The sequence below is a fragment of the Streptomyces rugosispiralis genome (assembly GCF_024505145.1).
Lineage (GTDB): Bacteria > Actinomycetota > Actinomycetes > Streptomycetales > Streptomycetaceae > Streptomyces > Streptomyces rugosispiralis.
This window is the reverse complement of the sequence record NZ_JANIAA010000024.1, coordinates 1-20,103: the sequence shown is the minus strand read 5'-3', so window position 1 is coordinate 20,103 and position 20,103 is coordinate 1. Positions and strand designations below refer to the sequence as shown.

The following is a 20,103-nucleotide window of genomic DNA, read 5'->3' as shown; positions in this document are numbered from 1 at the left end:
GGGCGGCGGACCAGAAGAGCGGGGAGGTCAGTCGGCGCCGAACTCCATCGCGGCGCGGTCGAGCAGCGTGTCCTGGCCGGACACCTGCCCGTCCGAGGCGATCGCCTCGGAGGCGCCCCGCGGCATCGCGCCGATCAGCCCGGTGGAGGCCGCCTGCGCGGCGCCGATCAGCGCCGGATGCGAGCTGCCGACCATGCCGAGGCCGGCGTACTGCTCCAGCTTGGCGCGCGAGTCGGCGATGTCGAGGTTGCGCATGGTCAGCTGGCCGATCCGGTCCACCGGACCGAAGGCGGAGTCCTCGGTCCGCTCCATGGAGAGCTTGTCCGGGTGGTAGCTGAACGCCGGTCCCGAGGTGTCCAGGATGGAGTAGTCCTCGCCGCGCCGCAGCCGCAGCGTCACCTCGCCGGTGATCGCCGCGCCGACCCAGCGCTGCAGCGACTCGCGCACCATCAGCGCCTGCGGGTCCAGCCAGCGGCCCTCGTACATCAGCCGGCCGAGCCGTCGGCCCTCGGTGTGGTAGGTGGCGACGGTGTCCTCGTTGTGGATCGCGTTGACCAGCCGTTCGTACGCCGCGTGCAGCAGTGCCATGCCCGGTGCCTCGTAGATGCCCCGGCTCTTGGCCTCGATGACGCGGTTCTCGATCTGGTCGGACATGCCCATGCCGTGGCGGCCGCCGATGGCGTTGGCCTCCAGCACCAGATCGACGGCGGAGGCGAACTCCTTGCCGTTGATCGTCACCGGGCGGCCCTGCTCGAAGCCGATCGTGACGTCCTCGGCCGCTATCTCGACCGACGGGTCCCAGAACCGGACGCCCATGATCGGCTGGACGATCTCGATGCCCGTGTCGAGGTGCTCGAGCGACTTGGCCTCGTGGGTGGCGCCCCAGATGTTGGCGTCGGTGGAGTACGCCTTCTCCGTGCTGTCCCGGTAGGGCAGGTCATGGGCGAGCAGCCACTCCGACATCTCCTTGCGGCCGCCGAGCTCGCTGACGAAGTCGGCGTCCAGCCACGGCTTGTAGATCCGCAGGGAGGGGTTGGCCAGCAGGCCGTAGCGGTAGAACCGCTCGATGTCATTGCCCTTGAAAGTGGAGCCGTCGCCCCAGATCTGGACATTGTCCTCGAGCATGGCGCGCACCAGCAGGGTGCCGGTGACCGCCCGCCCGAGCGGGGTGGTGTTGAAGTAGCTGCGGCCGCCGGAGCGGATGTGGAACGCCCCGCAGGCGAGGGCCGCGAGCCCCTCCTCCACCAGGGCCGCCCGGCAGTCCACCAGACGGGCGACCTCCGCGCCGTACGTCGTGGCGCGCCCGGGGACCGAGGCGATGTCGGGCTCGTCGTACTGGCCGATGTCGGCGGTATAGGTGCAGGGCACCGCGCCCTTGTCGCGCATCCACGCGACCGCTACCGAGGTGTCGAGGCCGCCGGAGAAGGCGATCCCGACGCGTTCGCCGACAGGGAGGGAGGTGAGAACTTTGGACACAGCAGGAGTATGCAGGGTTACGCATGATCATGCAAGGTCTCCTGGTGATGGCCTTGATCCACACCTCGCTCCCCGGCGCGAAGATGGGATCACGAGGAGGTCAGATACGCCTCCACCTCACTGACCTGGGCGGCCGGCCAGCCGGTGTTACCGGTGACGTTGAGCCTCAGATAGCGCACATTCGTGCTGCCGGGCAGGGTGACGGTGACCTTGTTGCCGGACACCGGGTCGAAGCGGTAGCCCTGCGAGCCCACCACCGTCGAGTACGCGGAGCCGTCGGTGCTGCCCAGCACGGACAGCGTCTGGGTGCGGGCGCCCCACGCCGAGGACGGCGGCAGCTTCAGCACCAGCCGGCGGACCGCCTGGCTGGAGCCCAGGTCCACGGTCAGGGCCTGCGGAAAGGCGTTGTTGGTCGACTCCCAGTAGCTGTTCGCGTCGCCGTCGACCGCCTTGTCGGGGGTGTAGACGTCCCAAGAGCCGGTAGCGGTGGCCGGGCGGCCCTTGGCGAGGTTGCGGCCCGGGTCGGGATCCGGGTTGCCCTGGCCGGGCTGGGGCCAGCTGGAGCAGTCCGACCAGGTGCTGCTCCAGCCGGAGTTGCCACCGCCGTCGGTGAGACCGAAGGTCCCGGAGCCGGATGGGTACGGGCAGTTGTAGACGCCCGCCGCGCCGACGCTGGAGGCCGTGACATCGCTGAACTTCGCCGCCCCCTGCGCCTCGGCCTGGACGACGACCGTTCCGGGGTTGGTCACGGTCGCGCCGGACACATTGACGTTCTTGACCGCGTAGCCCCTGCCGCCACCCGAGACGAACTCGAAGGCGCTGTACGGGCTGTCGGTGATGGTCGTGTTGGTGATGTTGACGGTGGCCTCGATCGCGCTGTCGTAGGAGTCGACGCGCAGGGCGCCCATCGGGTGGTTCCAGTTGGGGTTCATGGCGCCCGCGCGGACCAGCGTGTTGCCGTCGACCGTGATCGTGCCGGCCAGCGGGTGGAACGGGTCCATGAACTTCTGGTTGGAGATGGCGATACCGCTGCCCAGGGCGTTGGTGTCGGAGATGAGGTTGTTCCTGACGGTGATGTCCGTACCGCCGTAGATCGCGATGCCATTGGCGAGGTTCGGCTGCGAGATGGTGTTGTTCTCGAAGCTGCTGTTGGTGTCCGGCGAGTTCAGCGACCACATGGCGAGCGCGTCGTCGCCCTGGTTGCGCAGGAAGTTGTTCCGCACGCGTACGTTCTTGGCGGTGCCGTTGAGGTTGAGACCGTCGGCCGTCATGTCCAGGAAGCGGTTGTTCTCGACCACGAGGTTGTCGTTGTTGCCCATCAGCCACAGACCGACCTTCAGGTGCTGCAGCCACATGCCCGACACACTGGAGTCCGGACCGAGCGAGCCGTTGACGAAGTTGTCGGGGTTGGAGTCGACGCGCTCGGTGACCTCGCCGATGACCGCGAAGTCCTTGATGTGCACGTTGCCGGCGGAGCCGGACTGGTCGATGAACCGCGAGGTGTGCACCACGGAGTGCCAGCCGCCGGCGCCCTGCAGGGTGACGTTCTGGACGCCGTTCAGCGAGGAGGTCAGCCTGTAGTCACCCGGCGGGATCCAGACCACTCCGCCCTGGGCGGCGGCGATGGCGTCCCGGAACGCCTGGGTGGAGTCGCCCTGCCCGCTCGGGTCGGCGCCCTTGGAGGTGACGGACACCGATCCGGCGGGTTGCGAGGCGGCCGCCGCGACCTGCTCGAAGTCGGCCACGTCCACGGTGACCTGGGTGTTCGCCGCCTCGAAGGCGACCTTGTCACCGGCCTGGACGTGTCGCCCGAGCAGCAGCCGGGCGTTGTCGTAGAGGTGGTGGGTCTTCGAACCCGCGATCCAGCCGGTGTCCACGTACGAGTACTTGGACGTGACCGCGATGGTCTTGGCCAGCTTGGTGCCGTTGACGTAGACGTTGAGCGTGCCCGACTGGCCGTCGGGCACGTTGTAGGCCACGTTCACCGCGTTGGCCGCGCGCGGCGCGGTGAACTCCACGCGCTGTCCGGCGGCGAGGCGGACGGCCTGGCGCCCGGACGCCTCGGAGGCGAGCGTGCCCTGGGTGAAGTCGGGGCCGATCTTCGCCCCCGTGGTGGTGGCCGACTCGGCCTCGGCCGAGGTGAACGGCAGGGAGGCGCCCGCCGCCGCGTGTGCGGCCGTGGGGGTCAGGGCGACGAGCGTGCCGGCCGCGAGGGCGACGGCCGCGCCGATCGCCGACAGGCGTTTGGTGGATGCCGATGCGGTACCGCTGTGGTGCATGTGCTGATCCCTTCGTGGTGGGGGTGGTGGGATAGCGCGGTGCGATGGTGGCGGCTCAGCGGAGCAGCCAGGCCGCCGTGTCCTGCGGAAGGCGGCCCCGGTCGTCCAGCGGGCCGCTGCTGAGCAGAAGCCGGGAGGTGCCGTCCAGCTCGGTGGGGGTGTTCGCGAGGTTGACCACGCAGACCAGGCCGTCCGTACGGGCGAAGGCCAGGACACCTTCGGCCGAGGGGAGCCAGGTCAGCGGCCCGTCGCCGAAGCCGGGGGTGGCGCGGCGGATCCGGATCGCCGCGCGGTAGAGGCCGAGCATCGAGCCCGGGTCCTCCGTCTGCGGATCGGCCGCGTACGCCGCCCAGTGCGCCGGCTGCGGCAGCCATGGCTCCTCGCGCGAGCCGAAACCCGCGTACGGCGCGTCCGCCGCCCACGGCAGCGGCACCCGGCAGCCGTCGCGGCCCGGGTCGGTGCCGCCGGAGCGGAAGTGCATCGGGTCCTGGATGCGGTCGCGGGGGATCTCGGCCTCGGGCAGGCCCAGCTCCTCGCCCTGGTAGACGTAGACGGCGCCGGGCAGGGCCAGCGACAGCAGCGCCGCGGCCCGTGCCCGCCGGGTGCCGAGAGCGAGGTCGGTGGGGGTGCCGAAGACCTTGGTGGCGAAGTCGAAACCGGTGTCCTCGCGTCCGTAGCGGGTCACCGTGCGGGTCACATCGTGGTTGCACAGCACCCAGGTGGCCGGAGCGCCCACCGGAGCGTGTTCGGCGAGCGTCTCGTCGATCGACGTCCGCAGCCGCCGGGCGTCCCAGGGGCAGGCCAGAAAGGAGAAGTTGAAGGCGGTGTGCAGCTCGTCGGGGCGCAGATAGCGGGCGAAGCGCTCGCTGTCCGGCAGCCACACCTCGCCGACGAAGACACCGCCGTACTCGTCGGCCACGCCGCGCCAGGAGCGGTAGATGTCATGCAGCTCGTCGCGGTCGACATACGGATGCGGATCGCGGCCCTCGACGAAGTCGGGCAGCCGGGGATCCTTGGCCAGCAGGGCGGCCGAGTCGATGCGCACCCCCGCGACACCCCGATCGAACCAGAAGCGCAGGATGTCCTCGTGCTCCTGGCGCACGGCCGGGTGGGCCCAGTTGAGGTCCGGCTGCTCGGGGGCGAACAGATGCAGATACCACTGGCCGTCCGGCAGCCGGGTCCACGCCGGGCCGCCGAACTCCGACGTCCAGTCGTTGGGCGGCAGTTCACCGTCGTCGCCGCGGCCCGGACGGACGTGGAAGAGCTCGCGCTCGGCGCCGCCCGCGAGCGCGGCCCGCCACCAGGGGTGCTGGTCGGAGACATGGTTCGGCACGATGTCCACGATCGTGCGGATGCCCAGTTCACGGGCCTCGGCGATGAGCTTCTCCGCCTCGGCCAGGGTGCCGAAGGCCGGATCGATGGCGCGGTAGTCGGCGACGTCATAGCCACCGTCCTTCATGGGCGACAGGTACCAGGGGCTGAACCACAGCGCGTCGACGCCGAGTTCGGCGAGGTACGGCAGCCTGGCGCGGACGCCCGCGAGGTCGCCGGTGCCATCGCCGTCCCCGTCGGCGAAGCTGCGCACATACACCTGGTAGATGACGGCGGAGCGCCACCAGTCGTTCGGCGTCCGGGCAGGGGTGGGCTGGGCCACGGTGGGAGCCTTTCTGTCGAGGGGGCGGTGTCAGCCCTTCGTGCTGCCCGCGCTGATCCCGGCGATGATGTGCCGCTGGAAGACGAGGAACAGCGCGACCATCGGGATGCTGGCGATGACCATCGCGGCGATGAGCACGGTCAGCTGGATGTTCTGCGACAGCTGGACGAGTGCCACGCTGATCGGCTGCTTGCCGGTGTCGGAGAAGACCATCAGCGGCCACAGGAAGTCCTGCCACACCGCCACCAGTGCGAAGATCGACACAACGCCGAGCACCGGACGCGACATGGGCAGCACGATCGACCACAGGGTGCGCAGCCTTCCGGCGCCGTCGATCTCGGCGGCCTCCAGGACATCGCGCGGGATCTGGTCGAAGAACCGCTTGAGGAGATAGAGGTTGAAGGCGTTGGCGACGGCCGGCAGCCAGATCGCGAGCGGGTCGTTGAGCAGGCTGGTGTGGATCAGCGGCAGGTCGGCGACGGTCAGGTACTTCGGCACCACCAGCGCCTGGGCCGGGACCATCAGCGTCGCCAGGATGCCACCGAGGATCACCTTGCCGAAGGCGGGCTTCAGCTTGGACAGGGCGTAGGCGGCGGCCGTGCAGAAGACCAGCTGGAACAGCCAGGCCCCGGCCGCCTGGACCACCGTGTTCCACAGGTGCTGCGGAAGCTGCATCAGGTCCCAGGCGTCGCCGTAACCGCTGAGGTGCCACTCCTTCGGAGCGAGGGTGGGCGGGGTTCGCGCCACCTCGTCCGGCGACTTCATCGCACCGGTCACCATCCAGTAGACCGGGAAGAGGAAGGCGATCGCGAACAGCACCACCACGGCGGTGAAGACCGTCCAGTAGACGGCCCGGCCGCGGGGACGGGCCAGGGCGGCGGGGGAGACGAGGGTCCGGGTGCTCATATGGCGTCCTCCCCGGAGCGGGTGAGCCGCAGATAGAGGGCGGAGAAGGCGCCGAGCAGCACGAGCAGCATCACGCTCAGCGCGCAGGCGCCACCGAAGTCGTTGTAGAGGAAGGCGTACTTGTAGATCAGGTAGAGAACGGTGACCGTGGCGTTCTCCGGGCCACCGCCGGTGATCACGAACGGCTCGGTGAAGACCTGCATCGTCGCGATGATCTGCAACAGCATCAGCATGAGGATCACGAACCGCGTCTGCGGGATCGTGACGTGCCGGACGCGCTGCAGCAGGCTCGCGCCGTCGAGTTCGGCCGCCTCGTACAGCTCACCGGGGATGGACTGCAGCGCCGCCAGGTAGATCAGGACGGTGCCGCCCATATTGGCCCAGGTGGCCACGATGACGAGGGAGATCAGGGCGGTGTGGGCGCCGTTGGACCAGTTCGAGGTGGGCAGGTGCAGGAAGCGCAGCGCCTCGTTGGCCAGCCCGGCGCCCGGGTCGTAGAACCACTTCCACAGCAGGGCGCTGACCACCGGCGGGATCATCACCGGCAGATAGACCACGACCCTGAAGAACGCCTTGGCGTGCCGGAGTTCATTGAGCACCAGGGCGAGCAGGAACGGGATCGCGAAGCCGATGAGCAGCGCCAGCAGGGTGAAGGTGAGGGTGTTCCGCCAGGCCGCGGTGAACTCCGGATCGTGCAGTACGCGGGTGAAGTTGGCGGTGCCGACCCATTCGGGGGACGAGCCGGGCGTGTACTTCTGGAAGGCGATCACGACCGCGCGGATCGCCGGATACCAGGAGAACAGCGCGAAACAGATCAGGCCGCCGAGGAGGAAGCCATAGGCCCCGACCTGGTCGGCGAGACGGCGCCGCCCCCGACCCCCCGCCGGGGGCGGCGCCTGCGCGGGGTGGACGGCGATCGCCTCGGCGGGCGGTCGCGCGGCGGTCTTGGTCATCGGGTCAGCCCCGGGCCAGAATGCTGTCGATCTTGCCGGAGGCTTCCTTCAGGAGCTGGTCGACATCGGCGTCCTTCTTGGTGAGGACGGCGGAGACGGCCCCGTCCAGCACGGAGTAGATCTGCTGGGCGTGCGGCGGCTCGATCTTCATCCGCAGCTTGTGGTTGCCGTCGAGGAAGGTCTGGTAATTGCCCACGGGAACATTGGCGTTGGCCTTCTTGACCTGCTGGTCCTTGGCGTCGGCGGCGCCGGTGAACAGCCGCGGCTCGGGCAGGCCCACCGGGGCGTGTCGCTTCTTGGCGCGGACGTAGTCGCCGAGGAAGCCCTCGCCCGGGGTGAGGAACATGTGGTCGAGCCACTTGAGGCCGGCCCGGATCTGGGCGGGCGTGTCCTTCTTCTGGAACATATAGCCGTCGCCGCCGATGAGCGTGCCCTTGCCACCGGGCATGGGGGCGATGGCGAGATCCTTGTAGTTGCCGCCCTTCTCCTTCACCAGGATCGGGATGTTGTCGGGCGCGGCCAGGTACATGCCCAGCTTTCCGGAGCCCATCAGCTGCTGGGCGTCGTTGATGACCAGGAGCTGTTTGCTGCCCATCGAGTCGTCCACCCAGCGCATGTCGTGCAGGTTCCGCAGGACGGCCCGCGCCTCGGGGGTGTCGATGGTGGCCTTCTTGCCGTCGGCGCTGACGACATCGCCGCCCTGTGAGTACAGCTCGGCGGTGAAGTGCCAGCCGCCCTGGTTCTGGGCGCTGTAGTCCGCGTAGCCGACCGTGCCACCGCCCAGCTTGGCGATCCGCTTGGCGTCGGCGCGGACCTCCTCCCACGTCGCCGGCGGCTGGTCGGGGTCGAGTCCGGCCCTCTCGAAGAGCTTGCGGTTGTAGATCAGACCCATCGAGTAGCCGGTGCGCGGGATGCCGTAGATCTTGCCGTCGACCGTGTAGATGTCGCGCAGCTGCTTCTGGAGGGTGGAGTAGCTCTTCAACTCCTTGATGTACGGGGTGAGATCGGCCGCCTGGTTGATGTCGACCACGTGTCCGGCGTCGGTGAAGTACGTGTAGAAGACGTTCTCCATCTGGCCGCCGGCCAGTTTGGCGTCGAACGTCTTCGGGTCCTGGCAGGGGAACGCGTCATGCGCGACGACGTCGATGTCCGGGTTCTGCTTCTCGAAGGAGGCGATGTCCTCCTCGAAGAACCTGCGGTCGACCTTGGCGCTCTTGGGCGGCATGCAGTTGACCGTGATACGCGTCTTGCCGCCCGCCGACCCGTCGTCCGACCCGCCGCAGGCGGTGAGGGCGAGGGAGAACGTGCTGAGCGCGATAAGAGTACGGCGGAACCCGGTGCTTCTCATGGGTGGACCCCTCTGTACAGGAGCAGGGAAGCCCCACGGCCGCGAGCGGGGCGCACACAACCGTGAGTGCGCCGCACACTCAAGCACCGACGACATCGTCCCGCAAGATGTCGCGTAGATTCTGTAATTATTCAACTGGACTGCGAATCAGGTGGATTGAGTCCGTCGACCTCTTGCCGACCGCCTCTTCGGCCGCTCCCGCCGGTCCGCTCTCTCACTCCCGCGGTGCCTGGGCGGTGGAGCCGCGCACCACCAGCTCCGGCTCGAACAACAGCTCCTCGGCCGGTACGGACGCCCCGCCGATCTGCGCGTTCAGCACCTCCACCGCCGCCCTGCCCATGGCCTCGATGGGCTGGCGGACGGTGGTCAGCGGCGGCTCGGTGCAGTTCATGAACGCGGAGTCGTCGTAGCCGACCACGGACACCCGCGACGGCACGCCGAGCCCCTTGCGGCGCGCGGCTCGTATCGCGCCCAGGGCCAGTGGGTCGCTGGCGCAGATGATCCCCGTGACACCCCGGTCGATCAGCCGGGAGGCCGCGGCGTGGCCGCCCTCGATCGAGAAGATCGCCCGAGCCACGAACTCATCCGGAAGGCGGCCGGCGATCGCCCGCGCGGCGGCCAGCTTGCGTGCCGACGGCATGTGGTCACCGGGCCCGAGCACCAGCCCGATCCGCTCGTGGCCCAGGGAGGCCAGATGGCGCCACGCCTGCTCCACGGCCACGGCGTCGTCGCAGGAGACGGCCGGGAAACCGAGGTGCTCGATGGCCGCGTTGACCAGCACCACCGGGATCTTGCGCTCGGCGAGCAGCCGGTAGTGGTCGTGCGGCGCGTCGGCCTGCGCGTACAGCCCGCCCGCGAACACCACCCCGGAGACCTGCTGTTGCAGCAGCAGGGCCACGTAATCGGCCTCCGAGACCCCGCCCTTGGTCTGGGTGCACAACACCGGAGTCAGTCCGAGCTGCGCCAGCGCCCCGCCGATGACCTCGGCGAACGCCGGGAAGATGGGGTTCTGCAACTCGGGCAGCACCAGCCCTACCAGCCGCGCCCGGTCGCCCCGCAACTGCGTGGGCCGCTCGTAGCCGAGGACGTCCAGCGCGGACAGCACGGCCTGCCGGGTGGCTTCGGAGACCCCGGGCTTGCCGTTGAGGACCCGGCTGACCGTGGCCTCGCTGACTCCGACCTTCTTCGCCACTTCAGCAAGTCGTCGCGTCATGCACGCAAGCGTAGCGCAAGCCCTGCAAGTGGCTTGCGTAAGAGGGGTGCAGAACGTGTGACGCCGATGGCGGCTCCCGGCTCGGAGTGGAAATCGCCGCGGCCCCGCCGACCCGCGGATCGGGCGGCCGGGTGAGTTCGCACAGGTCGGCAATTCGCCCTATTGCCGCCCCAAAAGTATGGGTTGACAGCGGATCAGCCAACGATCTAGGTTCCTTTCGAGGGGGCTCGTTGGACGGGGGACGGGGACTGTAGTGAGTGTTTCGGAGTTGCAAACCTCCGGGAATGCCGCTTTGAACTGCGCTGAATACGACCACTCGGCGCGGCGCGGCGGATCTATCGGCAATATCGACGCCGATCACACCATCGATGCCCGTCATACGGCCCGCGTCGAGCGTGGACGCCGGCAGTCGACCGAGTTCACCGTATCCGAGTCCCTCGAAACTCCCGGCTCCATCGACGCTCCCGGCTCTATCGGCGCTACGGGATCCACGCTCCAAGAACACTTCGTTTTCGATCCCTTTCTCGGGTCTGCCGCCGAATGTAATCCCGGCCGTACTGCCGTTTAAGAAGCGTTTGCGCCATCGGTTGGCAAGCGACAGCACCAGCGGAACAACCGCGAAAAGCAATTTCCATCAGTCGTCGGGGAAGGCTGTGTTGTGGGGAATTCAGGCGCGCCCAAATCCCGTGGTCTCAGCGCGGCCATGAGCAATCTCTTCGAGCGGACCAGGAGAAACGAGTCCACCGGCGTTGTGCCGATCGACCGGGCCCGGGAGTTGAGGGCGTCATTCGCCCAGCAACGGCTGTGGTTCCTGGACCAGTTGGAACCCGGCAACGCCTCGTACAATCTCCCCTTCGCCGTGCGGGTGCGCGGCCGCTTGGACATCTCCCATCTCTCCCAGGCCCTTTCGCTGGTGGTCGCACGGCACGAGGCGCTGCGCACCACCTTCGGCGAGGCCGGCGGTCAGCCGGTGCAGCGGATCGAGCCCCCCGCCCCCGTCCCGGTGCGCCTCGAACCGGTGCCCGGCGGTACGGAGGAGGAGCGGCTGGCCGAGGTCCGGCGGCTGGCCGGGGCCGAGATCACCGAGCCCTTCGACCTGAGTACCGGGCCCCTGCTGCGAGCCAAGGCGCTGCGACTGGACGAACAGGATCACGTCCTGCTGCTGACGGTGCACCATGTCGCGACGGACGCCTGGTCACAGGGCATTGTGGTGCGTGAGCTTTCCGTCGCGTACGAAGCGCTCGACGCCGGGCGCGAGCCCGCACTGCCCCCGCTGCCCGTGCAATACGCGGACTACGCGGAGTGGGAGCGCGACTGGCTGTCCGGCCCGACCCTGCGCCGCCAGCTGGACTACTGGACGAAGCGGCTCGACGGCATGGCGCCCGCGCTGGAGCTGCCCACCGACCGGCCCAGGCCCTCGATCGCCCGCCAGGAAGGCGACGCGGTGCGCTGGGAGTTGCCACCCGAACTGATCCGGGCGGCCCGCCGGCTGGGCGCCGGTGAGAACGCGACCCTCTACATGACCCTGCTGGCCGCGTTCCAGCTGGTACTGGGCCGGTACGTGGACAGCGACGACATCACGGTGGGCACCCCCGTGGCCAACCGGGGCCGCGCCGAGGTCGAGGGGCTCATCGGGTTCTTCGTCAATACCGTGGTGCTGCGGACCGACCTGTCCGGCGACCCCACCTTCCGCCAACTGCTGGGCCGGGTCCGCGGCACGGCGGCCGGTGCCTTCGCCCACGGCGACCTGCCCTTCGAGTATCTGGTGGAGCAGGTCCACCCCGAGCGGGACCTGTCCCGGAACCCGCTGGTCCAGGTGCTCTTCCAGATGATCAACGTACCGGCGGAGCGGCTCGAGCTGCCCGGCGCGCGGACCGAGCCCTACGACCACGGCGGCATCCTCACGCGAATGGATCTGGAGGTCCATCTCGTCGAGACCGGGGACGGAGTTCTGGGACACGTCGTCTTCAGCAAGGCCCTGTTCGACACGAGCACCATCGAACGGCTGCTGCACCACGTCACCGTCGTCCTCCGGGGCGTCCTGGCCGAGCCGGACCGGCCCATCTCCGAGATCGCGCTGCTCGACGAGGCGGAGCGGACCAAGGTCCTGGAGGAGTTCAACGCGACCGCGGGCCCCGTACCCGCCGGATCCCTGCCCGCGCTCTTCACCGCCCAGGCCGAGCGCCGCCCCGACGCGGTGGCCGTGATCAGCGGTGATGACCGGGTGACCTACGCCGAGCTGGATCAGCGGGCTAACCAGCTCGCCCATCTGCTGGCGGGCCGGGGAGTCTGCCCCGAGACCCTGGTCGGGCTCTGCGTCGATCGCGGCATCGAGATGATCGTGGCGATCCTCGCGATCCTCAAGCTCGGAGCGGCCTATGTGCCGATCGATCCCAACCACCCCCGAGACCGCGTCCAGTTCGTCCTGGCCGACTCCGGGGTGATGGTCGCCATCACCCAGCAGCGCTTCACCAGCTTGCTTGAAACCCCGGAGGCGCCCGGGACGCCTGATGCGCCCAGGACATCGGATGCATCCGATACATCCGATGCGTCCGGGATCCGGCTCATCCTGCTCGACGCCGAGCGCGCACCGCTCGCCGCGCAGCCCCGGACCGCGCCCACGGCACGGCCCAGCGCTCAGAACCTCGCGTACGTCATCTACACCTCCGGTTCCACCGGAGTCCCCAAGGGCATCCTCATGCCCGCCACCTGTGTGCTCAACCTGGTGGCCTGGCAGAAACGGGCCCTGCCCATCGATCCCGACGCCAAGACGGCACAGTTCGCCACGCTGACCTTCGACATCTCGTTGCAGGAGATCTTCTCCGCGCTGCTGCACGGCGAGACGATCGTCGTCCCCGGCGAGGAACTGCGCATGGACCCCGTCGAGTTCGCCAAATGGGTCCACGCCCACGAGATCGACCAGCTCTTCGTCCCGAATGTGATGCTGCGGGCGATCTCCGAGGAGGTGGATCCGCACGGCACCGAACTGGCCGCACTGCGCCACCTCTCACAGGCCGGCGAACCCCTCTCCCTCCACCACGATCTGCGCGAGCTGTGCGCCCGCCGCCCCGCGCTGCGGCTGCACAACCACTACGGTCCCAGCGAAGCCCATGTGGTGACGTCGTACTCGCTCCCCGCCGAGGTGGCCGAGTGGCCGCTCACCGCACCCATCGGCCGCCCGATCGGCAACACCCGGGTGTATGTGGTCGACCGGCGGCTCCGGCCGGTCCCGGTAGGGGTGCCGGGTGAGCTGTGCGTGGCCGGAGCGGGGCTGGCCAGGGGCTATCTCGGCCGTCCGGATCTGACCGCTTCCCGGTTCGTGGCCGACCCGTTCCGCGGCGACGGATCGCGTATGTACCGCTCCGGCGACCTCGTGCGCTGGCTGCCCGACGGCAACCTGGAATTCCTCGGCCGGATCGATGACCAGGTGAAGATACGCGGCTTCCGAATCGAACCGGGCGAGATCGAGGCGATCCTCGCCCGGCACCAGGACGTGCTGCACGCCGCCGTGATGGTGCGGGAGGACACCCCCGGCGACAAGAGGCTGGTGGCCTATGTGGTGGCCGATGCCGCCGCGGACCGGCACGGCCGGCTGACCGAGACCCTCCGTCGGTACGTCGAGTCCGCGGTGCCCGAATACATGGTGCCCTCCGCGTTCGTCCTGCTGGACACCATGCCCCTGACCTCCGGCGGCAAGATCGACCGGAAGGCGCTGCCCGTCCCCGATCTGCGCACCGTGCTCGAGGTCGGCTACGTCGCTCCCCGCACCTCCGAGGAAGAGGCCGTCTGCCGGGTTTACGCGGATCTGCTCGGCGCCACCAAGGTCGGCATCGACGACGACTTCTTCGCACTGGGCGGCCATTCCCTCATCGCCACCAGGGTGGTCGCCAGGCTCCGGTCCGCCCTCGGCGTCGCCGTACCGCTGAAGGCCGTCTTCCAGCAGCGCACCCCCCGAGAGCTGGCGGCCACGCTCACCGCCGCGGCCCGCTCAGGTCCCGAAGCCTCCGGCCCCGAAGCCTCCGGCCCCGAAGCCTCCGGCCCCGAAGCCGAACTGCCGCCGCTGGTTCCCACGCGGCGTGACCAGCCCGTCCCCCTCACCTTCGCACAGCAGCAGACGGACCTCTTCTTCGACGATGTCCTGAACGCCGGGCACTGGAACATCCCCATGGCGGTGCGGGTGTCGGGCGAACTGGACCTCGACTGTCTGCGCCGGGCGATGGACCTGCTGATCGACCGCCACGAGGCCCTGCGCACCGCCTTCGTCAGGGAAGCCGACGGATACGTCCAGGTGATCCGGGCGAGCGCGGCGGTCCAGGTGGAGGTGGCCGAGGCGCACGACGAGACCGAAGCCTCGGTACTGGCCGGTCAGGAGGCGGCCCGGCCCTTCGACCTCAGCCGCGGCCCGCTGGCGAGACTGCGCGTTCTGCGGCTGTCCGAGTCCGACCATGTGCTGGTGCTCACCCTGCACCACTTGGTCACCGACGGCTGGTCCCAGGGAGTGCTGGTCCGCGATCTGTCCATCGTGTACGCGGCACTGCTGCGCGGCAGCGAACCCGAGCTGCCACCTGTGCCCGTCCAGTACGCCGATGTCGCGAACTGGGAGCGGAAGTGGTTGTGCGGTCCGCTGCTGCAACTCCAACTCGACTTCTGGAAGCGGCATTTCGAGGGCATGGTCCCCGCCGAACTGCCCACCGACCGGGCCCGCGCCGCGTCGGCCCGCTACGAGAGCGACATCTTCCACTGGCGCCTGCCGAAGGACGCCGTCGAGACCGCCCGACGGCTGGGCGAATCGTCCAACGCCACCTTGTACATGACGCTGCTGACCGCTCTGAAGGTGGTCATGTCCGCCCGCTCGGACAACCAGGACGTCCTCGTCGGTGTGCCCATGGCCAACCGTGGCCGGGACGAACTGGAGAACACGGTGGGCCTCGTCTCCAAGATGCTCGCGCTGCGCACCGAAGTGTCGGGCGCCACGGACTTCGGCACGCTGCTGGCCACGGTGCGCGATGCGATGTCCGATGCCCATGCACACCAGGACGTGCCCTTCGTGTCCGTTCTCAAGCACATCGGTGACCACGCCGCCGACCCCGCCGGTGGCACCGTCGGCGGCCGGGCCGGGACGCGGCTGTCGGACGATCCGCCGGTGAAGGTGATCTTTCAGATCGTCAACACCCCGCCGCGGCCACTCCGGCTCACCGGACTGACGGCCGAGCCATTCCTGATGACCCACCCGCCGGTGACCGTCAACGTGGACATGGAGATCGACCTGTACGAGAGCGCGGAGGACGGCGGCCTCGCCGGCACCGTGCTGTTCAGCAAGTCGCTCTTCGACCGCGTCACGATCGAGCGGTTCTGCGACGACGTGGTGGCGGTCGTCTCCGCGGCCGCCGCGGATCCCGGACGGCCGGTCTCACAGGTGTGGCAGGGCCGAGGCCACGACCAGTGAACGATCCCGCAGCCGACCGCGCAGCCGATCCCGCAGCCGATCCCGCCCCGAGGAAACGCATGGAACCGGACGAGGCCATCGCCGTTGTCGGAATGTCCTGCCGCTTTCCGCAGGCACCCGATCCCGAGGCGTTCTGGCGGCTGCTGAGCGAGGGCATCTCGGCCATCGGTGAGGTGCCCGCGGGGCGGTGGACCGACGACCGGCCCACGCCGCCCGGGACCGACGACCGGTCCATGCCGCCCGCCATCCGCCGCGGCGGCTTCATCGACGACGTCGACCGCTTCGACCCCGCGTTCTTCGGCATCTCACCGCGGGAAGCCGCGGCGACCGACCCCCAACAGCGGCTGATGCTCGAGCTGACCTGGGAAGGGCTGGAGGACGCGGGCATCGTGCCCGCCACCCTGCGGGGCGCCACCGTCGGAGCGTTCATCGGCGCCGGGTCCGACGACTACGCCTCGCTGATCCGCGCCCGCGGCCGTTCGCACCACACGCTGACCGGCACCCAGCGGGGCATGATCGCGAACCGGCTCTCCCATGTGTTCGGCCTGAGCGGCCCGAGCGTGACCGTGGACGCCGCCCAGGCGTCCTCCCTGGTCGCGGTGCACATGGCCGTGGAGAGCGTACGCCGTGGCGAGTCACGGCTCGCGCTGGCGGGCGGGGTCAACCTGAACCTCTCCGCGGAGACCGCCGCCGATATCGCCGCGTTCGGCGCGCTCTCCCCGGACGGCCGCTGCTTCACCTTCGACGCACGCGCCAATGGCTATGTGCGGGGCGAGGGCGGCGGACTCGTCGTCCTGAAACCGCTCTCCGACGCTCTCGCCGACGGCGACACCGTCTACTGCGTGATCGAGGGCAGCGCGGTCAACAACGACGGCGGTGGCGCATCGCTCACCGCCCCCGACCCGGACGGCCAGCGGCAGGTGCTCCGGCTCGCCCAGCGGCGGGCCGCGATCCCCCCGGAGGCCGTTCAGTACGTGGAACTGCACGGCACCGGAACGGCACTCGGCGACCCGGCGGAAGCGGCGGCCCTGGGCGCCGTCTTCGGCCGCAGCGGGGCGGGGCCGGTGCAGCTGGGGTCGGTGAAGACCAACATCGGCCACCTGGAAGCCGCCGCCGGTATCGCCGGACTTCTGAAGACCGCACTGGCCATCCACCACCGGCAGTTGCCGGCCGGTCTCAACTACCGCACGCCGAATCCCCGTATCCCCATGGGCGAGCTCAACCTGGAGATGCGCCTCGCACCGGGGGAGTGGCCGAAGGCGGACAGCCGCCTGGTCGCCGGTGTCAGCTCTTTCGGGATGGGCGGCACCAACTGCCATGTCCTACTCGCCGAACCACTCGTCGGCGCCCCCTCCCACGCCTCGGCGCATCATCCTGAGCCGGACTCCCGCCCCAGCCCGGTCCCGGTCCCGCTTCCGCTTCCGCTGTCCGGGGTGTCCGCTGCCGCGCTGCGCGGCCAGGCGATGCGGCTACGGCCGTATCTGGAGCGATCGCCGAACCTCACCGACCTCTCCTTCTCCCTCGCCACCACACGAACTTCTTTCGACCACCGCGCGGTGCTGATCACCGGGCAGGCGACCGACGCGGCACACGGCCTGGAGGCGCTCGCCGAAGGCGGCACGGTGGCAGGTTTGGTGACGGGCACGGCGAGGGCGGCGGGAAAGCTCGCCTTCGCCTTCGCCGGCCAGGGCTCGCAGCGTCTCGGCATGGGACGTGAACTCGCCACCGCCTTCCCCGTGTTCGCCCAGGCTCTCGACGAAGTGTGCACGGCGTTGGACGCACACCTGGACCGGCCGCTTCGGGACGTGATCCACGGTGACGACGCCGAACTGCTCAACCGGACGGTGTACGCCCAGGCCGGCCTCTTCGCGGTTGAGGTGGCGCTGTTCCGGCTGCTGGAGGACTTCGGCCTCGTACCGGACCTGCTGATCGGCCACTCCCTCGGCGAGGTGAGCGCCGCCCATGTCGCCGGTGTGCTGTCCTTGGCGGACGCCGCCGCCTTCGTCGCCGCCCGTGGGCGGCTGATGCAGGCCGTGACGGAGCCGGGCGCCATGGTGTCGCTCGAAGCCACCGAGGACGAGGTCACCCGGGCGCTCATGGCGGGCGGGGCATCGGACGACGGGGCCCGGGTCTGCGTGGCGGCGGTCAACGGCCCCACCGCCACGGTGGTCTCGGGGGACGAGCGCGCCGTACTCGACCTGGCGGCGGAGTGGACCCGCCGCGGACGCCAGACGAAGCGGCTCCGGACGAGCCACGCCTTCCATTCGCCCCATCTGGACCCCGTGCTCGACGAGCTTCGGCACATCGCCGAGAACCTCACGTACCGGGCGCCCCGGATCCCACTGGTGTCGAATGTGACCGGCCGACGTGCCACGGCGGAAGAGCTGTGCGCTCCGGAGTACTGGGTGCGGCATGTCCGCCGGACCGTACGGTTCCTGGACGGGGTCCGCTGTCTGGAGGACGAGGGCGTCACCACCATCGTGGAACTGGGCCCGGACAAGGCGCTCACCACCCTGGCCCGCGACTGCCTGACCGGGCCCGGGACGCTGGTGGGCACCCTCCGCCGCGACCGGCCCGAACCACAGGCCCTGGTCACCGCGCTGGCCGAGCTGTATGTGTCGGGTGTCGAAGTGGCATGGAGCCCGCTGGTGTCCGGTGGGCGGCGGATTCCACTGCCCACGTACGCCTTCCAGCGGCAGCGGCACTGGTTCTCCGCTCCCGGGCCCGAGCGCACGGACACCGGTCTGAGCGGTGGCGAGACGCCCGACACCGGCCTGAGCGGCGACGAGACGCCCGGCACCGGGCTGAGCGGCGACGAGGCGCCCGGCATCGGCCTGAGCGGTGGCGAGCTGCTCGGCATGGTCCGGGCGCACGCGGCCGTCGTACTCGGATACCCATCGGTGACCGCCATCGGCGCCGGGCACACCTTCAAGCAACTCGGGTTCGACTCGATCACCGCCGTCGAACTGTGTGAACGGCTCGGTGCGGCGATCGCCCTTCCGCTGCCCGGTACAGCGCTGTTCGACTATCCGACGCCCGCCGCGCTCGCCGAGCATCTGCACCGCAGGCTCCACGGCCGGACGGATGAGCAGGCCGCGCCCGCGACCGTGCCAACACCCGAAGGCGGCGATCCGGTGGTGATCGTGGGGATGGGCTGCCGGTTCCCCGGCCGGGCCCACTCGCCGGAGGACCTATGGCGGATCGTGGCCGACGGCGAGGACGCCATCTCCGGCTTTCCGTCCGACCGTGGCTGGGACCTCGATGGCCTCTACCACCCCGACCCCGACCGCTCCGGCACGTCATACGCACGCGACGGCGGATTCCTTTACGACGCGGCCCAGTTCGACGCGGGGTTCTTCGGGATCTCACCGCGTGAGGCCGAGGCGATGGACCCGCAGCAGCGGCTGCTGCTGGAGACATCGTGGGAGGCGTTGGAACGGGCGGGAATCCCCGCGGAGCACATCAAGGGCAGCAGCACGGGCGTGTTCATCGGTGCCTCGTCGGTCGGCTACGCGGCGGACGCCGGAGAGGCGGCCGAGGGGTACCAGCTGACCGGCACCGCCGCGAGCGTGGCCTCGGGCCGGGTCTCGTACACCCTGGGCCTCGAAGGCCCGGCGGTCACCGTGGACACGGCATGCTCGTCCTCGCTGGTGGCATTGCACCTGGCCGTACAGTCGCTGAGGGCGGGCGAGTGCTCACTGGCATTGGCGGGCGGCGTGACCGTGATGGCCACACCGGCGATGTTCGTGGAGTTCTCCCGCCAGCGGGGGCTGGCCACGGACGGTCGGTGCAAGGCGTTCGCGGCGGCGGCGGACGGCACAGGGTGGGCCGAAGGCGTCGGGGTGCTGGTGGTCGAGCGGTTGTCGGATGCGGAGCGGAACGGTCATCGGGTGTTGGCGGTGGTGCGTGGCAGTGCGGTGAATCAGGATGGTGCGTCGAATGGGTTGACGGCGCCGAATGGTCCGTCGCAGCAGCGGGTGATCCGGCAGGCGCTGGTGAGTGCCGGGTTGTCCGCGGTGGATGTGGACGCGGTGGAGGCGCACGGTACGGGGACGACGCTCGGTGACCCGATTGAGGCGCAGGCGCTGCTGGCCACCTATGGTCAGGGCCGGGTTGCGGATCGGCCGTTGTGGTTGGGGTCGATCAAGTCGAACATCGGTCATACGCAGGCGGCCGCCGGTGTGGCCGGTGTGATCAAGATGGTGATGGCGATGCGGCACGGGGTGCTGCCGCGAACACTGCACGTGGATGCGCCGTCGCCCCACGTCGACTGGTCCGGCGGCCGGGTAAAGCTGCTCACCGAGACAACGCCATGGCCCACGACCGGCGGCCTTCGCCGAGCGGGCGTCTCATCGTTCGGAGTGAGCGGTACCAACGCTCACGTCATCCTGGAGCAGGCCCCGGAGACGGCCCGGCCGACCGGTCCCACCGGAGGAGGCGATGGCGAAGCGACGGCCGTCGCCTGGGTGTTGTCGGGACAGGGCGAGGCTGGGCTGCGGGCCCAGGCCGAGCGGCTGCGCGGCTTCATGGCGGCCGGTCCCCGCCTCACCTCGGCGGAAGTGGGATGGTCGCTGGCATCGACACGTACGACGTTGCCACACCGCGCGGTGGTCGTGGGCGCTGGGCGCGACGAGTTGCTGCGTGGTGTGAATGCGGTGGCGAACGGGATACCCGCGCCGGGAGTGGTACGGGGCACCGGAGCCTCCGGGGACGTGGTGTTCGTCTTCCCGGGGCAGGGGTCGCAGTGGGTGGGGATGGCGTTGGAGTTGGTGGAGTCGTCGTCGGTGTTCGCGGGGCGGTTGGGTGAGTGTGCGGATGCGTTGGGGCT

At 69.7% G+C, this 20,103-nt stretch carries 10 protein-coding genes; 3 read left to right on the top strand and 7 right to left on the bottom strand.

What is annotated here, in order from left to right; translation table 11 throughout:
* Nucleotides 1-27: 27 nt before the first annotated feature.
* The 7 genes from argG to NP777_RS29125 form a co-directional block, all read right to left on the bottom strand.
* On the bottom strand, nt 28-1,476 hold the full coding sequence (gene argG, locus NP777_RS29155) for an argininosuccinate synthase (protein WP_256653144.1): 1,449 nt from the start codon (nt 1,474-1,476) through the stop codon (nt 28-30).
* 89 nt (nt 1,477-1,565) lie between these two features.
* Complete coding sequence (locus NP777_RS29150) at nt 1,566-3,755, bottom strand: discoidin domain-containing protein (RefSeq protein WP_256653143.1); 2,190 nt, start codon at nt 3,753-3,755, stop codon at nt 1,566-1,568.
* Nucleotides 3,756-3,810: 55 nt separating this feature from the next.
* On the bottom strand, nt 3,811-5,409 hold the full coding sequence (locus tag NP777_RS29145) for a glycoside hydrolase family 13 protein (protein ID WP_256653142.1): 1,599 nt from the start codon (nt 5,407-5,409) through the stop codon (nt 3,811-3,813).
* Between the two features lie 30 nt (nt 5,410-5,439).
* Nucleotides 5,440-6,315, bottom strand: coding sequence for a carbohydrate ABC transporter permease (locus NP777_RS29140; protein ID WP_256653141.1), 876 nt, complete (start codon nt 6,313-6,315; stop codon nt 5,440-5,442).
* Complete coding sequence (locus tag NP777_RS29135; protein WP_256653140.1) at nt 6,312-7,268, bottom strand: carbohydrate ABC transporter permease; 957 nt, start codon at nt 7,266-7,268, stop codon at nt 6,312-6,314. The genes NP777_RS29140 and NP777_RS29135 overlap by 4 nt, the downstream gene beginning before the upstream one ends.
* Before the next feature lie 4 nt (nt 7,269-7,272).
* Nucleotides 7,273-8,616 carry an ABC transporter substrate-binding protein gene (locus NP777_RS29130; protein ID WP_256653139.1) on the bottom strand — a complete coding sequence of 448 codons (1,344 nt, stop codon included), beginning with the start codon at nt 8,614-8,616 and terminating at the stop codon, nt 7,273-7,275.
* Nucleotides 8,617-8,830: 214 nt separating this feature from the next.
* Entirely contained in the window at nt 8,831-9,829 is a 999-nt protein-coding gene (locus NP777_RS29125; RefSeq protein WP_256653138.1) for a LacI family DNA-binding transcriptional regulator, read from the bottom strand.
* A gap of 253 nt (nt 9,830-10,082) precedes the next feature.
* Here NP777_RS29125 and NP777_RS29120 point away from each other — a divergent pair, with 253 nt between their 5' ends.
* The 3 genes from NP777_RS29120 to NP777_RS29110 form a co-directional block, all read left to right on the top strand.
* Nucleotides 10,083-10,397 carry a hypothetical protein gene (locus tag NP777_RS29120; RefSeq protein WP_256653137.1) on the top strand — a complete coding sequence of 105 codons (315 nt, stop codon included), beginning with the start codon at nt 10,083-10,085 and terminating at the stop codon, nt 10,395-10,397.
* A 135-nt stretch (nt 10,398-10,532) separates the two neighbouring features.
* On the top strand, nt 10,533-15,275 hold the full coding sequence (locus NP777_RS29115) for a non-ribosomal peptide synthetase (protein ID WP_256653136.1): 4,743 nt from the start codon (nt 10,533-10,535) through the stop codon (nt 15,273-15,275).
* A 59-nt stretch (nt 15,276-15,334) separates the two neighbouring features.
* Nucleotides 15,335-20,103, top strand: a 4,769-nt coding sequence (locus NP777_RS29110) for a type I polyketide synthase (protein ID WP_256653135.1), incomplete at its 3' end; no start/stop codon positions are given.

Excerpts from the sequence above, each read along its gene's own strand:
- NP777_RS29125 (WP_256653138.1), bottom strand. The coding sequence starts at position 9,829 with ATGACGCGACGACTTGCTGAAGTGGCGAAGAAGGTCGGAGTCAGCGAG.
- NP777_RS29135 (WP_256653140.1), bottom strand. The coding sequence starts at position 7,268 with ATGACCAAGACCGCCGCGCGACCGCCCGCCGAGGCGATCGCCGTCCAC.
- NP777_RS29150 (WP_256653143.1), bottom strand. The coding sequence starts at position 3,755 with ATGCACCACAGCGGTACCGCATCGGCATCCACCAAACGCCTGTCGGCG.
- NP777_RS29130 (WP_256653139.1), bottom strand. The coding sequence starts at position 8,616 with ATGAGAAGCACCGGGTTCCGCCGTACTCTTATCGCGCTCAGCACGTTC.
- NP777_RS29115 (WP_256653136.1), top strand. The coding sequence starts at position 10,533 with ATGAGCAATCTCTTCGAGCGGACCAGGAGAAACGAGTCCACCGGCGTT.
- NP777_RS29140 (WP_256653141.1), bottom strand. The coding sequence starts at position 6,315 with ATGAGCACCCGGACCCTCGTCTCCCCCGCCGCCCTGGCCCGTCCCCGC.